Below are 19,099 nucleotides of genomic sequence, written 5' to 3'. Positions count from 1 at the left end.
TTCGCCTACGACGACGAGGAGACCTGCATCGCGGAGGTCCGCTACCTCCTCTCCCTCCTCCCGCGCAACAACCGCGAGCTGCCGCCGTCCGCCCCCGCGACGGACCCGGCCGACCGCCGGTGCGAGCGGCTGCTCGAACTGGTGCCGGTGGACGGCAGCAGGCCGTACGACATGGCCGCCGTGATCGAGGAGATCGTCGACGACGGCGAGTACCTGGAGGTCCACGAGCGCTGGGCCCGCAACATCATCTGCGCCCTGGCCCGGCTCGACGGCCAGGTCGTCGGCATCATCGCCAACCAGCCGCAGACCCTCGCCGGCGTCCTGGACATCGAGGCCAGCGAGAAGGCTGCACGGTTCGTCCAGATGTGCGACGCCTTCAACATTCCCCTCGTCACCCTGGTCGACGTCCCCGGGTTCCTGCCGGGCGTAGGGCAGGAGCACGGCGGCATCATCCGGCACGGCGCGAAGCTCCTCTACGCCTACTGCGACGCCACCGTGCCCCGGATCCAGGTGATCCTGCGCAAGGCGTACGGCGGCGCGTACATCGTCATGGACTCCCGTTCCATCGGCGCCGACCTCTCCTTCGCCTGGCCGGCCAACGAGATCGCCGTGATGGGCGCCGAGGGCGCCGCCAACGTCGTCTTCCGCCGCCGGATCGCCGAGGCCGAGGACCCGGAGGCGATGCGCACCCAGCTGGTCAAGGAGTACAAGGCCGAGCTGATGCACCCCTACTACGCCGCCGAGCGGGGCCTGGTCGACGACGTCATCGACCCGGCCGACACCCGCTCCACGCTGATCGGGGCGCTGGCCGTGCTCCGCGCCAAGCACGCCCCGATGCCCGTCCGCAAGCACGGCAACCCCCCGGCGTGAAGGAGGCCACCATGTCCACGTCACCGTTCGGCGGGCCGCTCGGCCCCACCCTGTTCAGGGTCGTCCGGGGCACCCCGTCCGCGGAGGAACTGGCCGTCGTCGCCGCCCTTCTGACCGTCCTGGCGGCCGGCGCCGAGGAGCACCCGTCGGGGCGCGCACCCGCGCCGCGCGGCGCCCGCTGGACGAGACCGCAGCCGTTGCCACCGGCCTCCTGGATGGCGGACGAAACTCCCGCTGGCAGCTAACTGCCAGTGTCGTTGCGGGGCCCCTACCGCCCTGTTAATCAGTGCAAAAGCGGCAAGAACGGGCCACAAAGGGAGGCAGGTCGTGCTTCAGGTCGTGTTCCGGATCCTGGGGCCGCTGGAGATCATTGCCGGCGGGCAGCCGGTCGTACTCACCGGAGCCCGCCGCCGCACCATCATGTCCATGCTGTTGCTGGCGCCGGACCGGGTCGTCTCGGTCGAGACGCTCGCCGACGCCGTCTGGCAGGGCAACCCGCCCTCGACCGCCCGCAACCAGATCGCCATCTGCGTCTCCTCCCTGCGCAAGGCCCTCAAGGAGGCGGCCGGCGTCGAGGACGTGGTCGTCACCAGCCACCCCGGCTACATGCTGTTCACCGGCGAACACCGCATCGACGCCCTGGAGTTCGAGGAGTGTGTCGCGGCCGGCCGGGCCGCCGCCCGCAGCGGCCGCGGCGAGGAGGCCTGCGCGCGCTTCGAGGAGGCCCTCGCCATGTGGCGCGGCCCCGCCCTGGAGGGCGTCTCGGCCGAGCGGGTGGAGGCCGAGGCCGCCCGGCTGACCGGCATGCGGCTGGACGTCTACGAGGAGTACATGGGGCTGCGCCTCGAACTCGGGCAGCACCGCGAGGTGATCGGCGAACTGGTCCCCTTCGTCCGCGAACACCCGCTGCGCGAGCAGGCCAAGGCCCACCTCATGCTGGCCCAGTACCGCTCCGGGCGACGCGCGGAGGCGCTGGAGACGTACCGGGAGGGCCGGCGGATCCTCGCCGACGAGCTGGGCATCGAACCCGGGCCCGGCCTCCAGGAGATGCACGAGGAGATCCTCAACGACTCCCCGCGCCTCAGCCTCCCCGTCGAGTCGGCGGCCCCGGTGCTGACCACCGCCGTCCCCGCCCATCTGCCGTCCGACGTCGCCTCGTTCACCGGGCGCCATCCCGAACTGGCCGGCCTGGACCGGCTGCTGGACCACCTCGACGGTCCCGCGCTGCCGGTCGGCTCCATCACCGGCATCGGCGGCGTGGGCAAGACCGCGCTCGCCGTCCACTGGGCGCACCAGGTCGCCGGCCGTTTCCCGGACGGCCAGCTCTTCGCCGACATGCGCGGCTACGACGAGGAGGCCCCCCGCCGCCCCAGCGAGGTGCTCGACCGCTTCCTGCGCGCCCTCGGCGTGCCCGGCCCGGAGGTCCCCGCCGACCTCAACGAACGCGGCGCGCTCTTCCGCAGCCTCCTCGACGGCCGTCGGCTGCTGATCGTGCTGGACAACGCCCGCTCGTTCCAGCAGATCCACCCGCTGCTGCCCGGCAGCGGGCGGTGCTGCGTCCTGGTCACCAGCCGCGACCCGATGGGCGGCGCCCTCGCCGGCGACTACGCCTTCGTCCCCCTGCACCTGGACGCGCTGGGCCAGGACGAGTCGATCGCGCTGCTCTCCCGGGTCGCCGGGGACGGCCGGCTGACCGCCGATCCGATCGCCGCCGCCCGGCTCAGCGCCCTGTGTGACCGGCTGCCGCTCGCGCTGCGCATCGCCGCCGCCCGCCTGACCGCCAAACCGCACTGGTCGGTACGGACCCTGGTGGCCCGCCTGGAGGACCAGCACCGCAGGCTCGACGAACTCAGCCCTCCCGACCAGCGGGGCGTACGGGCCGGTCTGCGGCTGAGCTACCGCGACCTGCCGACCACCGCCGCGCGGATGTTCCGCATGCTCGGCTTCGTCAACGTGCCCGACTTCGCGTCCTGGGCCGGGGCCGCGCTGCTCGACATCGACCCGTTCGACGCCGAGGACCTCATCGAGGAACTCGTCGACGCGCAGCTGCTGGTGCCGTCCTCCTCGGCCACCGGCCATGTCCGCTACCGCTTCCAGGGCCTGCCCCGGCTGTTCGCCCGGGAACTGTCCCTGGCCGAGGACCCGGAGGACGAGCGGCGGGCCGCACTGCGCCGGGTGGCGGGCGCCTGGCTCGCCCTGGCCGGCGCCGCCCACCGCCGTGTCTACGGCGGGGACTTCACGATCGTCCACGGCCCGGCGCCGCTGCACGAGCTGCCGGAGCACCTCGCGGACAGCCTGCTGGAAGACCCCATGGAGTGGTTCGAGAGCGAACGCGGCTCGATCACCGGCCTGGTGGACCAGCTGGCCCGCGAGGAGGAGGCCGCCTACGCCTGGGACCTGACCGTCACCAGCGTCACCCTTTTCCAGAACCGCGACTACCTGGAGGACTGGCGGTACTGCGCCGAACGCGCGCTGTCCGCCGCCCGCGCCGCCGGTGACCGGCTCGGTGAGGCCGTCATGCTGCACTCGCTGGGCACGCTGGAGATCGTCGGCTGGGCCTACGACGCGGCGGCCGGCCACCTGGAGCGGGCGCTCGGCCTGTTCGAGGAGACCGGGCAGGACCGGGGCCGTGCGCTGGTCCTGCGCAACCTGGCCCTGTGCGAACGGCACGGCGGTGACCTGACCGCGGCCCGGGACCTCGGGCACCGCTCCCTGGAACTGTTCCGCCGGGCGGGCGACCGCTACGCCGAGGCACATGTGCTCGGCCTGCTGGCCCAGATCGAGCTGGAGCGCGGCCAGCCGCAGGCGAGCCTGGTGCTGTCCTCGGAGGCGGTGGCGAGGAGCCGCGGTCTCGGGACGGCGCGCGGTGAGGCGCAGAGCACGGTCCGGCTCGCGGAGGTGCTGACCCACCAGGGCGACGGCGAACGGGCCGAGGAGGCGTGCCGGCGCGCGCTGGAGCTGGTGCGCGGCAGCGGCGACCGGCGCGGTGAGACCCACGCGCTGCGCACGCTGGGCGAGGCGTTGTGGCGCCAGGACCGGATCGAGGAGGCCGAGGAGGTACTGGAGCAGGCGCTGACGACGGCCGCCGAGGTACCGGACCGCTATCTGGAGGCCCGCGCCGGGGCCGTGCTGGGCTGTCTGCGGGCGCTGCGCGGCGAGTCGGACGGCGCGATCGACTGCCTGAAGGTCGCCGCGGACCTCTTCACCGAGGTCGGCGCCCCGTCCTGGCGGGACCGTACGACCCGGCTGCTGGACCTGCTCTCCCGGCCGGGGCCGATCGACGGCGAGGAGTTGTTCGGGCTGGTGCAGCCATGAGGGGCGGCGGGATCAGGTCCAGGGGTCGTCGCCCTGCGGGGTCACCGTCGTCCAGGGGTCGTCACCCCGCGGGGCCACGATCGTCCAGGGGTCGTCGCCCTGCGGGGCCACTCTCGTCCACGGGTCGTCGCCGGCGATCACGTGCGTGGGCGCCGCGGCCGGGGACTGCGCCTGGGCGGCACCCGTGGCGGCCACCGCGACCCACAGGGCCACGCCCGTCGTCGCGACGATCCTGGCCGAGGTGATGACGAAGCGCTTCATGGTGTCCTCCTGGGGCTCGCTGTGCGGGTGGGCCGCGGACCGGGGAACCGCGGTACGTCAACGACCGTACGGAGGGGGCTTTCTCCGGCGGTTTCGTATCGCTTTCGCGGCCACGAAATCGCGGCGATGCCGGTGCCAAAGAGCCGCTCCGTAGCGTTCCGCGCAGTCGGCCCGGTGACCGCACCGGGCCACGCGCCGCGAGGAGGGCGACATGGACTTCCGGGTCCTCGGCTTCGTGTCGGCCGAGCACGAAGGCCGGCCGATCGCACTCGACGGCGGCAAGCAGCGCACCGTGCTGGCCGCCCTGCTGCTGGCCGGGGGCAAGGTCATCCCGGACGAGCGGCTCACCGCCCTGCTGTGGGACTGGGACCCGCCGGCCACCAGCACCAAGCAGCTGTACACCTACGTGTCCCGGCTGCGCACCCGCCTCGGCCCCGCCGTCGTCCTGGAACGCAGCGGCCAGGGCTACCGCATGGACATCGGTGACGCCTGCTTCGACTGGGCGTCCTTCCGCGACCTCACCGAGGCCGGCGGCGCCGACCTTCGGGCCGGCCGGCACGCCGACGCCGAGCGCCGGTTCGCGGCCGCCCTCGCGCTGTGGAACGGCCCCGTGCTGACCGGCGTCACCGAGCGGTTCGCGGAGGCCGAGGGCCCCCGGCTGGAGGAGGCCCGGCTCACCGCCGTGGAGCACCGGGCCGAGGCCGCGCTCGCCCTGGGCCACCACACCGAGACGGTCCCCGGCCTCACCCGGCACGTGGCCCAGCACCCGCTGCGCGAGCGGCTGCGCGGCCAGCTGATGACCGCGCTGTACCGGTGCGGCCGGCAGGCCGACGCCCTCGCCGTCTACGAGGAGGGCCGGCGCCTGCTCGCCGAGGACCTCGGCGTCGACCCGGGCCGGGACCTGCGCGCCCTGCACCAGCAGATCCTCACCGCCACCCTGCCCGAGCCCGCCGCGCCCGTCCGCGCGCACCTCACCCTCACCGCCGGGGCGGGCCCCGCCGACTCCTGCCGCCCCGAGGCCCCGGGGCGGGTCGACCGGCCGTCCTCCGCGTCCGGCCCGTCGCGTCCCGGGCCCGTTCCCGCCCAGGTGCCGGCCCCGCCGGGCGACTTCACCGGGCGGCGCGAGGAGGTCGCCCAGGTGCTGGAGGCCGTGCTCGGGGGGCGGGACGTGGTGATCACCGGGGCGCCGGGCAGCGGCAAGTCGGCCCTCGCGCGGTACGCCGCCGAACGCTGCCGTGACGCCTTCCCGGACGGCCGGCTCCACGCCGACCTGCGCTCGGCCGGTGCCGCCCGCGGCCCCGGTGAGGTCCTCGGCTGGTTCCTGCGCGCCCTCGGGGCCGCCCCCGACGAGCTGCCCGTGAGCCTCGACGAACGGGTCCAGCTCTACCGGACCCTGTCGGCCGGCCGCCGGATGCTGGTCGTCCTCGACGGCGCGGAGGACGACGCCCAGGTGCGGCCGCTGCTGCCCGGCGGGGGCGGCAGCCGCACCGTCGTCACCGGCGTCCGCGCCCCGCTGGCCTCGCTGGAGGGCACCCTCCAGGTGCGGCTCGGAGCGCTGGAGCCGGGCGACGCGGTGCGCCTGCTCGCCGCCGTCGCCGGTCCGGCCCGGATCACCGCGCAGCCCGAGGCGGCCGTGCGCGTCGCCGAGCTGTGCGACCGCAACCCGCTCGCCCTGCGGATCGCGGCCGCCCGGCTCGCGGCCCGCCCCCAGTGGTCCGCCGCCCGGCTGGCCGCCCGCCTGGAGCCGGAGGAGCGCCGGCTCGCCGAGCTGAGGCTCGGCAGCCTCGACGTGACCGAGGGCCTGCGTGCCGTCCTCGACGCCCTGCCCGCGTCCCTCGCCGAGGCGTTCGCCGCGCTCGGCGCGGCCGGTGCGGCGCCGCTGACCCCGGACGTCGCCGCCGTGCTCCTGGGCACCGGAACGGACGACGCCGAGGACGTCCTCGACCAGCTGGCCGACGCCCGCCTGCTGGAGGCCACGGCCACCTACGCCGACGGCCGGCCCGCCTACCGGCTCCCGCCGCTGGTCCGCCTCTTCGCCCGCCAACAGGGACCCATGGCCCTCGCCGCCGCCTGACCTCATCCACCGCACCTCCCTTCCGCACCCACGGCCGCACGGCCTCACCGGTCCGACGGCCTCACGGCTTCCCAGGCCTCACTGATCTCACTGGTCTCCGGCCGGCTCCCGGCCCGTGTTCCACCCCCGCGCCCGTGTCCAGGTCGACCGTTTCGACCTGGACACGGGCGCGTCGCCGTGCCGTGGTGCGCGCGCCGTGCCGCCCCGGTCGGGGGCGGCGTCGCGCGGGGTGGGCGCCGATGGTGGTCGGCCGGGTGCCGGGCGCCGGCCCGGTGGGCCCCGGTGGCGACGGCGGCCGCCGGGGCCTGCCGGAACGGACTCAGCCGCAGCCGCCCGCGTGGCCCTCGTCGAAGGTGTACACGTCGGACAGGACGTCCAGATCACGCCCCTGGGCCATGAGCTCACTGATCGCGTTGACGTATTCCGCGAGCAGTCGGGCGGACGGCGAGGGAAGGTCGAGCGACGACGCCCGGTCGCTTCCCATCTCGATTTCCGCGAGCTGCTCGATCTCCTGCAGCACCTGAAGCGGATGCTGAACCCTGGAAGGGGATTCCTGGTCCTCGTGCATGGCTCCTCCTCTGTCGTTCGACCGGCCCCTTCTGGGTCCTGAGCAACAGATTCGGAGCAGTTGGAATACGAATTGCCGCGGTTTTCTCCGGCCTCCCGTACAGGGCGGCGCAAGCCGCGCTATATATTCCGTACAGACCGCGCGGAGAACGTCTCCCCGTGGAGAGCAGCATCGAAGGCATCGTCGTGGTGGGCGGTTCGGTGGCCGGCTGGGCCGCCGCCGTCCGGCTGGCGCTCGCGCTGGGCGGCACGGTCGCCGTGCGGGTCGTGCAGTCGCCGTACGACGTCCCGGACGGAGCCGAGACGGCGCAGGTCACAGCCGTTTCACCGGAGGCACAGCGGGCGCTGCCCGACGCCCTCGGCGTGCCCGAGGAGATATGGGTCAGCCACTGCCGGGCTGCCTTCCGGGTGGCCGTGCGGCATGTGAACTGGCGGACCGAAGGCCCGGCCCGGGCGGCGGCACGCACCCTCGCGAACGGAGCGCCGGACCACTTCTACCGCCCGTACGCGCGCATGCCGGAATGCGAGGAATTCCCGCTCCTCGATCACTGGCTCGACCGCCGGCATCGCGGCGAGACCGTGGTGCCCTTCGATTACGCCTGTTTTCGTGAACCGCCGTTGCTGGACGCCGGAAAATCACCGCGCTGGCTGGACGGCCGTACGGCCCTGACGCACGGCTGGAATGTCGACACCCGGCTGTTCGCCGATTTCCTGCGGAACATCGCCGTACGCCGTCTCGGTGTGCGGCTGGTCCGGGGAATTCCGGCCGGCGTACGGCGGGACGGCGACGGAATGGTCACCGCGCTGCACATCCGGGACGGCCGGGAGGTCGCCGGGGATTTCTTCCTGGACTGCACCGGGGAACGCCGGCTGCTGCTGGCGGGAGAACTCGGCGAACCGTTCGACGAGGTCCCCGGCGGACCGCTGTGCGACAGCGCCGTCACCGTGTCCGTCTCCCATCGCGGCCCCGGCGGCCACAGCGTCCACGGCGGCCCCGGCGACGCCGACCGGGTGGAGCCGTACGCCACCGTCACCGCCCTCCCGGACGGCTGGGCGTGGACGACGCCGCTGCACGACGGCCACGGGGCCGGCGTCGCCTACGCCGGCGAGCTGACCGACGCCGACACCGCGGCCCGCACCCTGTGCTCCCTGCTCGGGCTGCGCGCCGACCGGGTCGAGCCGCGCGGTGTCCGCCACCGCCCCGGCCGCCTGCGGCGCGCGTGGGTGAAGAACTGCCTGGCGGTGGGCACGGCCGCGTGCGCCGTGGAACCGCTCGCCGGGGACGCCCTGGACGCCGTCCTGGACACCGTCGACCGGTTCCTGCGCGACCTGCCCGCGCGGTCGGCCCGGGAGGCGCCCGCCGCCCGCTTCAACCGGGCCGTCGCCGCCCGCGACGCCCGCGAACTCGACCTGGCCCGGCTGCACTTCGCGGCGGCACCGCGCGCAGACACCCCGTTCTGGCGGGCCCAGTGCGAACTGCCGCTGTCACCCGCCCTCGACGAGTGCCTCGCCGCCTTCCGGGCGGGACTGTCCGCGGCGCCCGGCGAGGACGCGCAGCGCGCGCTGCTCGCGGCCCTGCTCACCGGCCGCCCGGCCCCCCGCGCCGCGCTCGCGCACCGCCCGGCGGCCGCCGGCGCGACGGCCGAGCTGTTCGCCAGGGTCGGCCGGCAGCAGCGGATCCTGCTGGAGACCCTGCCCGCCGCCCGCGACGGGCTGCGCCGGCTGCACCGGCGGGCGGCCCTGCCCGTCGCGCGGGCGCGGGCCGTGCCGGCCGCGCGGTTGCATGAAGCTGCCACACCCCTCTGACCACCGCCGATTTCGCCCTAGGGTGTGCCGCGACCTATCCAGGGAGCGGTATTCATGGCATTACTGGCCGAAGGTGTCTTCAGCGACCTGTCCGTCACCCTCCTCGTCGCCCTGACCGCCACGGTCCTCCTCGCCGCCCTCGCCGCGGGCGTCTCCACCACGTCACGCCGACTCCTCGGGGTCAGCGTCGGCCCGCTGCGCGCCCTCGTCGCCGGCCTGGTGGGCGTGGCGAGTCTGTTCGTGTACGGGCAGTTGCTCAAGCACCGCGAGGACGACCTGGAGGCCCTGTCCACCATCCAGATCCCGCTCGCGCTGTTCGCGACCATGGTCACCCTGGTGGCCCTGGAGGTCTTCGTCCCCTACGGCAGCTGGGCCCGGCCCCTCCAGGTGGCGCGCGGACTCGCCGACCGGGTGCGCCGCGCCCGTCGCTACGGGCAGATCAGCCGGATCTTCGTCCGCAACGGACTGGGCTGGGTGCTGCGCGGGCGGGCCGGCTGGGAGCGGGCGATGCGGCCCGGCCCGTTCGGGGAGCAGTCCGCCCGCTCGGCGCGCCGGGCCCTGGAGGAGTGCGGCGGAGCGTTCATCAAGCTCGGCCAGGTGCTCTCCACCCGGCGCGATCTGCTGCCACCGCACTTCATCGACGAACTGAGCCGGCTCCAGAGCGACGTACCGCCGGCGCCCTGGCCCGAGGTCGAGGCCGTGCTGCGCAAGGAGCTGGGCCGGCCGGTCGCCGAGGTGTTCGAGAGCATCGAGCACACGCCGCTGGCCGCCGCCTCCATCGCGCAGGTGCACCGGGCGCGGCTGCGCGGCGGGCCCACGGTCGTGGTGAAGATCCAGCGGCCCGGCATCCGCGAGGTGGTCGAGCGGGACCTGGACATCGTCCTCGCGGTCAGCCGCAGCCTGCGCAGCCGTATCCGCGCCGCCCAGGCGTTCGGCCTGCGCGAACTCAGCGACGGGTTCGCCGAGTCCGTGCGCGAGGAGCTGGACTTCCGTATCGAGGCGCGCAACGCGGGCGCCGTCGCCAAGGCCACCGGAGGCCGCGAGGACGACGCCCGGGTGCGCATCCCGCACGTCTACTACGAGTACACCTCCGCCCGGATCCTGGTGCAGGAGTGGATGGAGGGGGTCACCTTCGACCGGGCGGGCCCCGTCGCCGACGCCGCCGGCCACGACCGGGAGGCGCTGGCCCGTACGGCGTTCCGCTCGATGCTCCACCAGATCCTGCGGGTGGGCGTCTTCCACGCCGACCCGCACCCGGGCAACATGCTGCTGCTGGACGACGGGCGGATCGGGCTGATCGACTTCGGTTCGGTGGGCCGTATCGACCCCTCCGGCCAGCTCGCCATCCGGGAGTTGCTGGTCGCCGTCGACCGCGGGGACCCGGCCGGACTGCACGACGCGCTGCTCGCCCTGCTCGGCACCCGGGCCACCGTGCACGAGGAGCCGCTGCCCGGGCCGCTGCTGGAGCGGGAGCTGGCCCGTTTCATGGCCCGGCACCTGGGTGTGGACGCCCAGCCCGACACGGAGATGTTCACCGCCCTGTTCCGGATGCTGGCGAGGTTCGGGCTGGCGGTGCCGCCCGAGGTCGCGGCGGTGTTCCGGGCGCTCGCCACCATCGAGGGCACCCTCACCCGGCTCGCCCCGTCCTTCGACCTCCTCCAGGAGGCCCGCGCGTTCGCCGTGGGCATGCTCACCGACCGGCTGTGGCCCGGCGCGTCCGGGGCGTACGGCGGCGGAGGCGGAGCCCCGGGCTCGGCGACGGTGTCGTCCCTGCTGCACGGCGCCGCCCAGGAGCTGCTGCACGTCCTGCCCATGCTGCGCAGACTGCCGCGGCGGGCGGAACGCATCAGCGCCTCGCTGGAGGAGGGCCGGCTCGGGGTCCGGGTCCGGGTGCTCGCCGACGAGCGGGAGCGGCGGTTCGTCTCCGGTCTGGTCCACCAGGTGACGGTCAGTCTGATGGCCGCCTGCACCGGGCTGATGGGCGTGATGCTGGTCGTCTTCGGCACCGGCAAGGGGCCGCGGGTGACTCCGCAGCTGGAGCTGTACCCGCTGATCGGCTACCACGTGCTCGCGGTGAGCGCGATCCTCATCCTGCGGGCCCTGTACACCGCGATGCGCCGCCCGGAGTGAGCGCGGCGACGGAGAGGAGGACGGTACGCGCAGCGCCGTGGTCTCCATGTCCATCGCACGCGCGGACAGCCCGCAGCACGCACGGGAGCGGGAGAACGCCGCGAGCGCGCTGGTCGACCACGCGTTGTGCCCGGCCGAGCGGACCGGTCACGGTGACCGTCCACGGACTTCCGTCAGGCCGGCCGCCCGCACGGCCGGCCGGCCGCCGGCCGTGTGTCAGGCGCGCGGCCCGGCGGTCCGGCGAGGTGTCACGGGCGCAGGAGGACCGGCAGCGCCTTCAGCGGGCGTACGACCACGTTCTGCGCGTACTCCAGGCGGGACGGGTCGACGGCGAGGCGGGTGGACGGGAAGCGCTCGAAGAGACGGCGGGCGGCGATCTCGGTGATCACCTTGGCCAGGTGGGCGCCCGAGCAGTAGTGGATGCCGTGGCCGAAGGACAGATGGGCCGGCTTGGGGCGCTCCAGGTCCAGTTCGTCGGGGCGGTCCGGGAACTGCCCGGTGTCCCGGTTGGTGGACATCACGCAGATCACGACGACCTCGCCGGCCGGGATGGTCACCCCGCCCAGCTCCACCGGCTCGGTGGTGACCCGCTGGAGGGCGTTGCTGATGGGTCCGACGTAACGGATCAGCTCGTCCATCGATTTGGTCCAGCGACCGGGCTCCGTCATCAGCCGCTCCCGCTCGGCGGGATGCGTCAGCAGCGCCGCGAGCACCCCGCCGACCAGGCTGGCGGTGGTGTCGTTGCCGCCGGTCATCAGGGCGAAGCCGGTGGAGAGGATCTCGGTGCTGGTCAGCCGGCGCTCATCGTCGGCGTGGATCAGCGCGGACAGCAGGTCCTCGCCCGGCTCCCGCTCCTTACGGGCGATCAGCTCGGCCATGTAGGCGGACAGCTCCCGGATGTTGCGGTCCAGGGCGCCGGAGCCGTCGGTGGGGGAGTAGGTGCGCAGCGCGGCCGACCAGCGCAGGAAGTCCGGCCAGCTGTCGGCGGGCACACCCATCAGCTCCGCGATGGTGATCACCGGCAGCGGGTCGGCGTAGCCCTCGATCAGGTCGGCCTCGGCGCCGGTGGGCAGCGCGTCGAGCAGCGTGTCGGCGATCACCTCCACCCGGGGGCGCAGCGCCTCCGCCCGGCGCGGGGTGAACGCGAAGCTGATCGCCCGGCGCAGCGGGGTGTGGCGCGGCGGCTCCAGGTTCGCCAGGTGGTTGGCCTCCTCAGGCGGCGGGGTCATCGCACGCCCGGTGCGCTCCGACATCAGGCGGTAGTGGACATGGATGTCCCGGCTGAGGCGGGGATCGGCGAGCGCGGCCTTCGCGTCCTCGTAGCGGGTCACCACGAAGGCCCGTCCGCCGTCGGGGAAGGCGAGTTCTCGCACCGGGCTCTCGCGCCGCACGTGTTCGAGCACCGGATAGGGATTCTGGGTGAACTCGTTCGTCAGCATCCAGTACTTGGAAAGAGTCCGCGTGGCTGTCATGTCCGACCTCCGTACCGCCGCGCCGGGAGTGCCCGTTCGTCTCGGCACGCTAGGCGCGCTGTGCCGTTCGGCGCAGTGCTGCATTCAAGAGTTCTATCTGCGCTCGGAACCGGGGCCGGGGAGGGAGGAGCATCTATGCCGTTCGGTAGATGTGGCCCCGGTGGCCTTCTCCGTAAGTTCCTTCCATCAGCCGGACACGGTGCACAGTGCCCGGTCATGAACCGTCCGATTCAACCCGTGTGGGGAGTGTGAGTCATGACCGCGACCATTTCGGCTTCGACGAAGCGTCAGGTCGCCGCCCGAGCTGTCGGTGTGACGAAGCTGTACGGCGAAGGAGAGGCGCAAGTCGCGGCACTGCGTGGTGTGGACGTCGAATTCACGGCCGGTGAATTCACCGCGATCATGGGGCCGTCGGGCTCCGGCAAGTCGACCCTCATGCACACGCTGGCCGGCCTGGACACCCTCACCGAGGGCGAGGTCTACATCGGTGACGCCCGGGTGAGCGACATGTCGGACAAGGAACTCACCCTGCTGCGCCGCAACCAAATCGGCTTCATCTTCCAGCAGTTCAACCTGCTGCCGACGCTGACGGCCGAGGAGAACATCCTGCTGCCGCTGGCGATCGCGGGCCGCAAGCCGTCCAAGGACTGGTTCGACCGGGTTGTGGACACCGTCGGCCTCGCCCAGCGTCTCGGCCACCGGCCCACCGAACTCTCCGGCGGCCAGCAGCAGCGCGTGGCCTGCGCCCGCGCCCTGGTCTCCCAGCCGGAGGTCATCTTCGCCGACGAGCCGACCGGCAACCTCGACTCCGCCTCCGGCACCGAGGTGCTGGAGTTCCTGCGCGACTCGGTCCGCACCCTCGGCCAGACCATCGTCATGGTCACGCACGACCCGCGGGCCGCCTCCTACGCCGACCGCGTCGTCTTCCTCGCCGACGGCCGGATCGTGAACGAACTGCGCGAGCCGACCGCCGACGCCGTCCTGGACATGATGCGCACCCTCGACTCCCGGACGCGGGTGGCGTGATGCTGACGGCAACCCTCAAGAGCCTGCTCTCCCGCAAGCTGCGGCTGGTCCTGTCCGGCCTCGCGATCGTCCTCGCCGTGATGTTCGTGTCCGGCGCGATGGTCATCAAGGACACCCTGAACCGCTCCATCGACGCCCAGTTCAGCGGCGCGTACGAGGACATCGACCTGTACGTCGAGCACAAGCCCCGGGTGAAGGCCCAGGCCGCCGACGACCCGGCGGCGGTGCCCCCGGTGGACACGGCGCTGGTCGACAAGGTGGCCCGGGTGGACGGCGTCGACCGGGCGAGCGGCCTGGTCCTCGCCGAGGGCGCCCGCGCCATCGGCAAGGACGGCAAGGTCGTCCCCGGCACCGGCGGCCCCCGCTACGGCGGCAGCTGGCGCGGCGAGAACGACCTGATCACCCTGCGCTCCGGCCACGCGCCGCGCGCCGACGGCGAGATCGCCGTCAACGCCGGACTCGCCGAGAAGGCGGGCCTGAAGGTCGGCGACCGGATCGGTGTGCTGACCAACGAGCCGCGGCAGGACTTCACCGTGGCCGGTGTCTTCGGCTACTCCGGCGACCGGGACTCCATCGGCGGCGAGCAGACCGTGGTGTTCAACGAGCCGGTCGCCCAGCGGCTCATGCTCGGCAAGGTGGGCGACTTCTCCGGGGTCCGCGTCGATCTCGCGTCCGGTGCCTCCGCCGCCGGCGTGGCCGCCGCGCTCGGCAAGGACCTCGGCGCCGACTACGAGGTGCTGACCGGCCGTCAGCTCGCCGAGAAGGCCTCCGACAAGTCCCGCGGCATCCTCGACATGATGAGCACGATGCTGCTCGGCTTCGCCGCCGTCGCGGTCCTCGTCGGTGTCTTCCTGATCGTCAACACCTTCTCCATCATCGTCGCTCAGCGCATGCGGGAACTGGCCCTGCTGCGCGCCCTGGGCGCCAGCCGCAAGCAGATGATCGGCTCCGTGCTGCTGGAGTCGTTCGTCGTCGGCCTGGTCTCCTCGACGCTGGGCCTCGCGGCCGGTATCGGCATCGGGGCGCTCGGCTCCGACCTGCTGGCCGGGTCCACCGACGGCCTGAAGGTCACCTCGCTCGGCGTCCCCGCGAGCGCCGTCGTCACCGCGTTCGCGGTGGGCATCCTCACCACGATGCTGGCCGCCCTCTTCCCGGCGATGCGGGCCTCCAAGGTCGCGCCCATCTCCGTGATCCGGGCCGCTGCGGGACCGGAGGGACGGCACCGCAAGCAGACCTGGACCGGGGCGATCCTGCTCGGCCTCGGCACGCTGCTGCTCGTCGCCGGCTCGGTCGGCTCCGACGGGGTCAACCTGATCCTGCTCGGCATCCTGCCCGCCTTCATCGGCGTCGCCCTGCTCACCCCGCTGATCAGCCGGCCCGCCGTCCAGGTGCTCGGCGCGCTGTTCGCCCGCTCGCTGCCCGGCCGCCTGGGCCGCGGCAACTCGGCCCGCAACCCCCGCCGTACCGCCATCACCGCCTCCGCCATGATGATCGGCGTGGCCCTGGTCACCGCCATCAGCACGGTCGCCGCCTCCTCCGAGGACAGCGTCACCCGCGACATCCGCCGCGACCTCAAGGCCGACCTGGTCGCCATGGGCGAAGCCGGCTCGGCCGACTCCGCGGCCATCGACCCGGCCGCGCTGGACCGGATCGCCCAGGTGCCAGGCGTGAGCCAGGTGGCGGCCGTGACGATGGACACCGCCACCGTCGGCACGGACCACCAGGCCGTGGCCGCCTGGCGGGACTGGGGCGCGGCCCGCCAGGTGCTCGGCCTCAAGGCCGCCGACGGGTCCATCGACGCCCTGGCCGCCGGGTCCGTACTGATGAACAAGAGCACCGCCGACAGCCGCGGCCTGAAGGCCGGCGACACCGTCCGCGTCCAGCTCCAGCGCGGTGAGGCCCGTACCTACCGGCTCGCCGGGATCTACGCGAACTCCACGCTCGTCACCGGCATGGTCGTGCCCTGGGCCGACGCCGAGAGCGGCTTCCGCGCCAAGCAGCCTTCCCAGGCGTTCTTCCAGCTGGCCGGCGGGGCCGACCAGTCCCAGGTGCGCTCCAGCGTCGAGAACCTCCTCAAGGACAGCCCCGAGGTGACGGTGCAGACCCGCGAGGACGTCATCGAGGAGTTCAGCGGCGGGTTCGCCATGATGCTCGCCGTCGTCCAGGCACTGCTCGGCGTGGCGATGCTCATCGCGATCCTCGGCATCGTCAACACCCTGGCCCTGTCCATCCTGGAGCGGACCCGGGAGATGGGCGCGCTGCGCGCGATCGGGCTCAGCCGCGGCCAGACGGTCCGCATGATCATGACCGAATCGGTGGTGATCTCGCTCTTCGGCGCGGTCCTCGGCATCGCGGTCGGCGGAGTGCTCGGCCTCGCCGTCGCCCACGCCATGGAGGACCAGGGAGTCACCCGGCTCTCCCTGCCGTGGGGCCAGATGGTCGCCTACCTGATCGGGGCCGGCGTCGTCGGAGTCATCGCCTCGATCGCCCCGGCCCGGCGCGGAGCCCGGCTCAACGTCCTCAAGGCGATCAGTCACGGCTGACCCGGACGGCCCGCCCGCGGCGACGACGAGCCCGGGGCCCACCGCAACGCGGTGGGCCCCGGGCTCGCTGCCGTGCGCCGGCGCCGCGAAAGCTCCGCCCGGTGCGACCCTTGCAGCTTCCTGCACCTTCCATTGCCCCGTTATTTCCCGTCGGTTGACATGGAAGTGCATGGTCGCATCAGACAGACAGGGGGAGTGATGCACGAGCGTGAATTCCGTGCTTTTGTGTCCGTGGCCGAGATCGGACGCATGGATCAAGCCGCAAGGGTGCTCGGATATTCACAACCCGCCATCAGTTATCAGATCAAGTGCCTCGAACAGGTGCTGGGGATCAAACTCTTCACACGCGATTCGACAGGCGCGAGACTCACCCGGGAGGGCCGCATGATATTGCCCTCCGCACGGGCCGTGCTCGCCCTGATCGACAGCATGAAGGACGTCTGCGCACCCACCTGACCCGGCCGGCCCCGGCATCGGGTGGCCGGGGCCGGCCGGAGCGCGCCGCTACTCCACGAGCCCGTTGCCCCAGACCCAGGCGGCGATGCCCACCCGGTTGCGGGCGTCCAGCTTGCGCTGGATGTTGGCGATGTGCGTCTTGGCCGTACCCGCCGAGATGAACAGCTGCGCACCGATCTCCGCGTTGGTCAGCCCCTTGGCGACCAGCCGCGCGATCTCCGTCTCCCGCTCCGTCAGCGCCTCCCGCGGCTGCGCCGCCCGGGGCCGGCCCGCGCTCTGCGCGTGCTGGAGCAGGCTCACCGTCAGCGAAGGGCTGATCAGGGTGTCGCCGGCCATCGCCGCCCGGACCGCCTCCACCAGCAGGGCGGGCCCCGACCGCTTCAGCAGGAACCCGCACGCGCCGTTGTGCAGCGCGGTGTGGACGTACTCGTCCAGCCCGAACGTCGTCACGACCACCACCCGCACCGGGTCCACGGCCTCCGGCCCGGCGAGCCGCCGGGTCACCTCCAGTCCGTCCATGCGGGGCATCCGGATGTCGGCGAGCACCACGTCCGGCTTCAGCCGCTCGGCCAGTTCCACCGCCTGCCGTCCGTCCTCGGCCTCTCCGACGACCTCCATGTCCGGTTGGGAATCCAGGATCAGGCGGAACCCGATGCGCACCGACTCCTGGTCGTCGGCGAGAAGTATGCGAATGGTCACGGGCAGCACCGTAGTTGCACGGGCCACCGGTCAGCCACCGGACCGTATTCAAAGATTCACTGTGGGCTTCGGTACGGATCCGGCCACTGACAGCATCGGGACGGCCCTACCCCCCCAAGCGCCGCCATGCGCTGCCTTCCCCCTGTCTCTTTTTTCACGCTTTCCCCTTTTGGAGTGGTGATCGGGCATGGCTCACACCAAGAGACTCGGATGGACCGCCGCGACCGCCGCGACGGCACTGTCCTTCACCCTGCTGGGAGCGATCCACCCGGCGACCACCGAGGCCGCCGGGCGGGGCGACGCGAGCCGGGTGCCGCTCCTGGCCGCCGCGCCCGGCTCGCCCAACCGGCCCGTCTGGCCCGAGGGAGACTTCCGCGGCACGGCCACCCGGCCCGGCGGCAGCTCCGCCGCGGCGGCGGCGCCCGCCGACGCCACGACCGTCACCGGCACCCGTCCGTGGCTGTCCGCGCAGCGCCAGACAGGCGCCGCCTACGAGTTCGTCCTCGGCACCGGTGACGGCCCGCGCACCGGGCAGGTGACCTCCTCCGGCTGGATCACGTCGCCGCGTTGGCAGGTTCCTGCCGGACTGCTGAAGGACGGCGGCCACTACCGGTGGACGGTGCGCACCAGGGACACCGCCGGCCGCGTCGGTCCGGACGCGAAGGCCCGCTCCTTCACGGTGAGCCAGCTGCTGGGCGCCCAGGAGGCGGGCGGCCCGGTCCCCACCGACACCCTCGGCCCCGTCACCGTCAACCTGGCCACCGGCAACGTCACCACGTCCGTCGGCACCGCCCAGGTGTCCACCGGCTCGGGCGTCCTCGGCGCGACCTTCAGCTACGACGCGCAGGCCGCGAGCACCGTCGGCGGGCTGACCGGCTCCTACTACGCCGGTGACGCCGAGGCGGCCATCGGCGACGGGGACGAGCCGGCCGCGGTGCGCACCGACGCCCGGGTCGACTTCCGCTGGGGCGCCGCCGCCCCCTACCCGGACGCCTCCGCCGACGCCGCGTTCCGGGTGCGCTGGAGCGGACGGCTGTCGGTACCGGCCGACGGCACCTACCGCCTCGGCGGCACCTACGACGGCGGACTGCGCGTCCTGGTCGACGGCCGCCCCGTCCTCGACGACTGGAAGGGCACCCGGGCCGGCGACGGCCGACCCGCGTACGGCAGGGGCGTACGGCTGAAGGCCGGGAGCAGCCACCGGATCACCGTCGAGTACCGCCGTCCGGGCAAGGGCGGGCAGGTCGCGCTGTGGGCCACCGCAGGTGGGCGCGCCGCCCCCGTCCCCGCCTCCTGGCTGCAACCCTCCGCCGCCGTACTCCCCCCGGGCTGGCAGGTCACCCCGGCCGCGACCGGCCCGGCGACGACGCAGGCGGGCGCGATGGGCGCCGCGGGGGCGAGGGGCGCTGCTGGCGCCGCAGGAGTGACCGGCGCGACCGGTGTGACTGGTACGACCGGTGTGGCCGGCGCTACCGGCGCGACCGTGACGGGCGCGGCGACAGACCGGACGGCCGGGCAGCCGGCCACCGGGTCGGCAGCGGCGGCGGGCCGGGCGGTCGGGCAGGCGCCCGGCGAACGTGCCCGCGCAGCCGCCGCCGACGCCGAGAACGCCCCCGCCGGGGCCGGCGCCACACCCGAGGGGCAGGCCGCCGGGATCGACGCCGCCGAGGACGAGGGCCTGGTCTTCCGCTACGCGGGCGACGAGGCGTGCGAGGACCGCGCCGCGCCGGCGGGCTATGTGTGCGCCGTCCGGGTGCCGGGCGCCGGCACCACGCAGCTGCACTACCGCGACGGCAAGCTGGTCCGCGTCGTCAACCCCGGCGCCGAGACGACCGACTTCGGCTACTCGGCCGACCACCGGCTCACCACCGTCCGCCCGC

General features: G+C 73.6%; 14 protein-coding genes. 10 read left to right on the top strand and 4 right to left on the bottom strand.

All coding sequences use genetic code 11. The features are described 5' to 3' along the window. The 3 genes from ALMP_RS25270 to ALMP_RS25260 all read left to right on the top strand — a co-directional run. Nucleotides 1-870: carboxyl transferase domain-containing protein (locus ALMP_RS25270; protein WP_309299533.1), on the top strand; the 870-nt coding region annotated here is incomplete at its 5' end. An 11-nt stretch (nucleotides 871-881) separates the two neighbouring features. Then, a complete protein-coding gene (locus tag ALMP_RS25265) occupies nucleotides 882-1,115 on the top strand; it encodes an acyl-CoA carboxylase subunit epsilon (protein WP_264932100.1) in 234 nt (77 codons plus the stop codon). Between the two features lie 82 nt (nucleotides 1,116-1,197). Then, nucleotides 1,198-4,185 carry a BTAD domain-containing putative transcriptional regulator gene (locus ALMP_RS25260; RefSeq protein WP_264932099.1) on the top strand — a complete coding sequence of 996 codons (2,988 nt, stop codon included), beginning with the start codon at nucleotides 1,198-1,200 and terminating at the stop codon, nucleotides 4,183-4,185. Nucleotides 4,186-4,197: 12 nt separating this feature from the next. Here ALMP_RS25260 and ALMP_RS25255 read toward each other — a convergent pair whose 3' ends face one another. Further along, the gene (locus ALMP_RS25255; protein WP_264932098.1) at nucleotides 4,198-4,446 is read right to left on the bottom strand and encodes a hypothetical protein; all 249 of its coding nucleotides are present in this window, start codon (nucleotides 4,444-4,446) and stop codon (nucleotides 4,198-4,200) included. Between the two features lie 211 nt (nucleotides 4,447-4,657). On the opposite strand from ALMP_RS25255, the gene ALMP_RS25250 reads away from it, so the two are divergent. Then, entirely contained in the window at nucleotides 4,658-6,520 is a 1,863-nt protein-coding gene (locus ALMP_RS25250) for a transcriptional regulator (protein ID WP_264932096.1), read from the top strand. A gap of 319 nt (nucleotides 6,521-6,839) precedes the next feature. Here ALMP_RS25250 and ALMP_RS25245 read toward each other — a convergent pair whose 3' ends face one another. Continuing rightward, on the bottom strand, nucleotides 6,840-7,088 hold the full coding sequence (locus ALMP_RS25245) for a DUF6269 family protein (protein ID WP_264932095.1): 249 nt from the start codon (nucleotides 7,086-7,088) through the stop codon (nucleotides 6,840-6,842). A gap of 158 nt (nucleotides 7,089-7,246) precedes the next feature. Here ALMP_RS25245 and ALMP_RS25240 point away from each other — a divergent pair, with 158 nt between their 5' ends. Together ALMP_RS25240 and ALMP_RS25235 are read left to right on the top strand one after the other, a co-directional pair. Next, entirely contained in the window at nucleotides 7,247-8,893 is a 1,647-nt protein-coding gene (locus tag ALMP_RS25240) for a tryptophan 7-halogenase (RefSeq protein ID WP_264932094.1), read from the top strand. Nucleotides 8,894-8,947: 54 nt separating this feature from the next. Beyond that, entirely contained in the window at nucleotides 8,948-11,023 is a 2,076-nt protein-coding gene (locus ALMP_RS25235) for an AarF/ABC1/UbiB kinase family protein (protein WP_264932092.1), read from the top strand. A gap of 248 nt (nucleotides 11,024-11,271) precedes the next feature. Here ALMP_RS25235 and ALMP_RS25230 read toward each other — a convergent pair whose 3' ends face one another. Then, nucleotides 11,272-12,495 carry a cytochrome P450 gene (locus ALMP_RS25230; RefSeq protein ID WP_264932090.1) on the bottom strand — a complete coding sequence of 408 codons (1,224 nt, stop codon included), beginning with the start codon at nucleotides 12,493-12,495 and terminating at the stop codon, nucleotides 11,272-11,274. 255 nt (nucleotides 12,496-12,750) lie between these two features. On the opposite strand from ALMP_RS25230, the gene ALMP_RS25225 reads away from it, so the two are divergent. The 3 genes from ALMP_RS25225 (at nucleotide 12,751) to ALMP_RS25215 (ending at nucleotide 16,520) form a co-directional block, all read left to right on the top strand. After that, nucleotides 12,751-13,521: an ABC transporter ATP-binding protein gene (locus tag ALMP_RS25225; protein WP_264932089.1), complete on the top strand. Its 771-nt coding sequence runs from the start codon at nucleotides 12,751-12,753 to the stop codon at nucleotides 13,519-13,521. After that, complete coding sequence (locus ALMP_RS25220) at nucleotides 13,521-16,064, top strand: ABC transporter permease (RefSeq protein WP_264932087.1); 2,544 nt, start codon at nucleotides 13,521-13,523, stop codon at nucleotides 16,062-16,064. The genes ALMP_RS25225 and ALMP_RS25220 overlap by 1 nt, the downstream gene beginning before the upstream one ends. A 198-nt stretch (nucleotides 16,065-16,262) precedes the next feature. Next, nucleotides 16,263-16,520: a LysR family transcriptional regulator gene (locus ALMP_RS25215; RefSeq protein WP_188179151.1), complete on the top strand. Its 258-nt coding sequence runs from the start codon at nucleotides 16,263-16,265 to the stop codon at nucleotides 16,518-16,520. Between the two features lie 48 nt (nucleotides 16,521-16,568). On the opposite strand, the gene ALMP_RS25210 is transcribed toward ALMP_RS25215, so the two are convergent. After that, nucleotides 16,569-17,219, bottom strand: coding sequence for a response regulator transcription factor (locus tag ALMP_RS25210; protein ID WP_264932085.1), 651 nt, complete (start codon nucleotides 17,217-17,219; stop codon nucleotides 16,569-16,571). A gap of 187 nt (nucleotides 17,220-17,406) precedes the next feature. On the opposite strand from ALMP_RS25210, the gene ALMP_RS25205 reads away from it, so the two are divergent. Beyond that, the coding region (locus ALMP_RS25205; protein WP_264932083.1) for a PA14 domain-containing protein at nucleotides 17,407-19,099 on the top strand (1,693 nt) is incomplete at its 3' end.

This window comes from Streptomyces sp. A012304 (genome assembly GCF_026008495.1).
Classification (GTDB): Bacteria; Actinomycetota; Actinomycetes; order Streptomycetales; family Streptomycetaceae; genus Streptomyces.
Note: the sequence above shows the minus strand (reverse complement) of the source record. Positions and strands in the feature narration are given on the sequence as shown.

What these genes read in the sequence shown, in the direction of transcription:
- ALMP_RS25230 (WP_264932090.1), bottom strand. Translation starts at nt 12,495, where the DNA reads ATGACAGCCACGCGGACTCTTTCCAAGTACTGGATGCTGACGAACGAG.
- ALMP_RS25235 (WP_264932092.1), top strand. Translation starts at nt 8,948, where the DNA reads ATGGCATTACTGGCCGAAGGTGTCTTCAGCGACCTGTCCGTCACCCTC.
- ALMP_RS25255 (WP_264932098.1), bottom strand. Translation starts at nt 4,446, where the DNA reads ATGAAGCGCTTCGTCATCACCTCGGCCAGGATCGTCGCGACGACGGGC.
- ALMP_RS25250 (WP_264932096.1), top strand. Translation starts at nt 4,658, where the DNA reads ATGGACTTCCGGGTCCTCGGCTTCGTGTCGGCCGAGCACGAAGGCCGG.
- ALMP_RS25220 (WP_264932087.1), top strand. Translation starts at nt 13,521, where the DNA reads ATGCTGACGGCAACCCTCAAGAGCCTGCTCTCCCGCAAGCTGCGGCTG.
- ALMP_RS25215 (WP_188179151.1), top strand. Translation starts at nt 16,263, where the DNA reads ATGCACGAGCGTGAATTCCGTGCTTTTGTGTCCGTGGCCGAGATCGGA.
- ALMP_RS25265 (WP_264932100.1), top strand. Translation starts at nt 882, where the DNA reads ATGTCCACGTCACCGTTCGGCGGGCCGCTCGGCCCCACCCTGTTCAGG.
- ALMP_RS25245 (WP_264932095.1), bottom strand. Translation starts at nt 7,088, where the DNA reads ATGCACGAGGACCAGGAATCCCCTTCCAGGGTTCAGCATCCGCTTCAG.
- ALMP_RS25225 (WP_264932089.1), top strand. Translation starts at nt 12,751, where the DNA reads ATGACCGCGACCATTTCGGCTTCGACGAAGCGTCAGGTCGCCGCCCGA.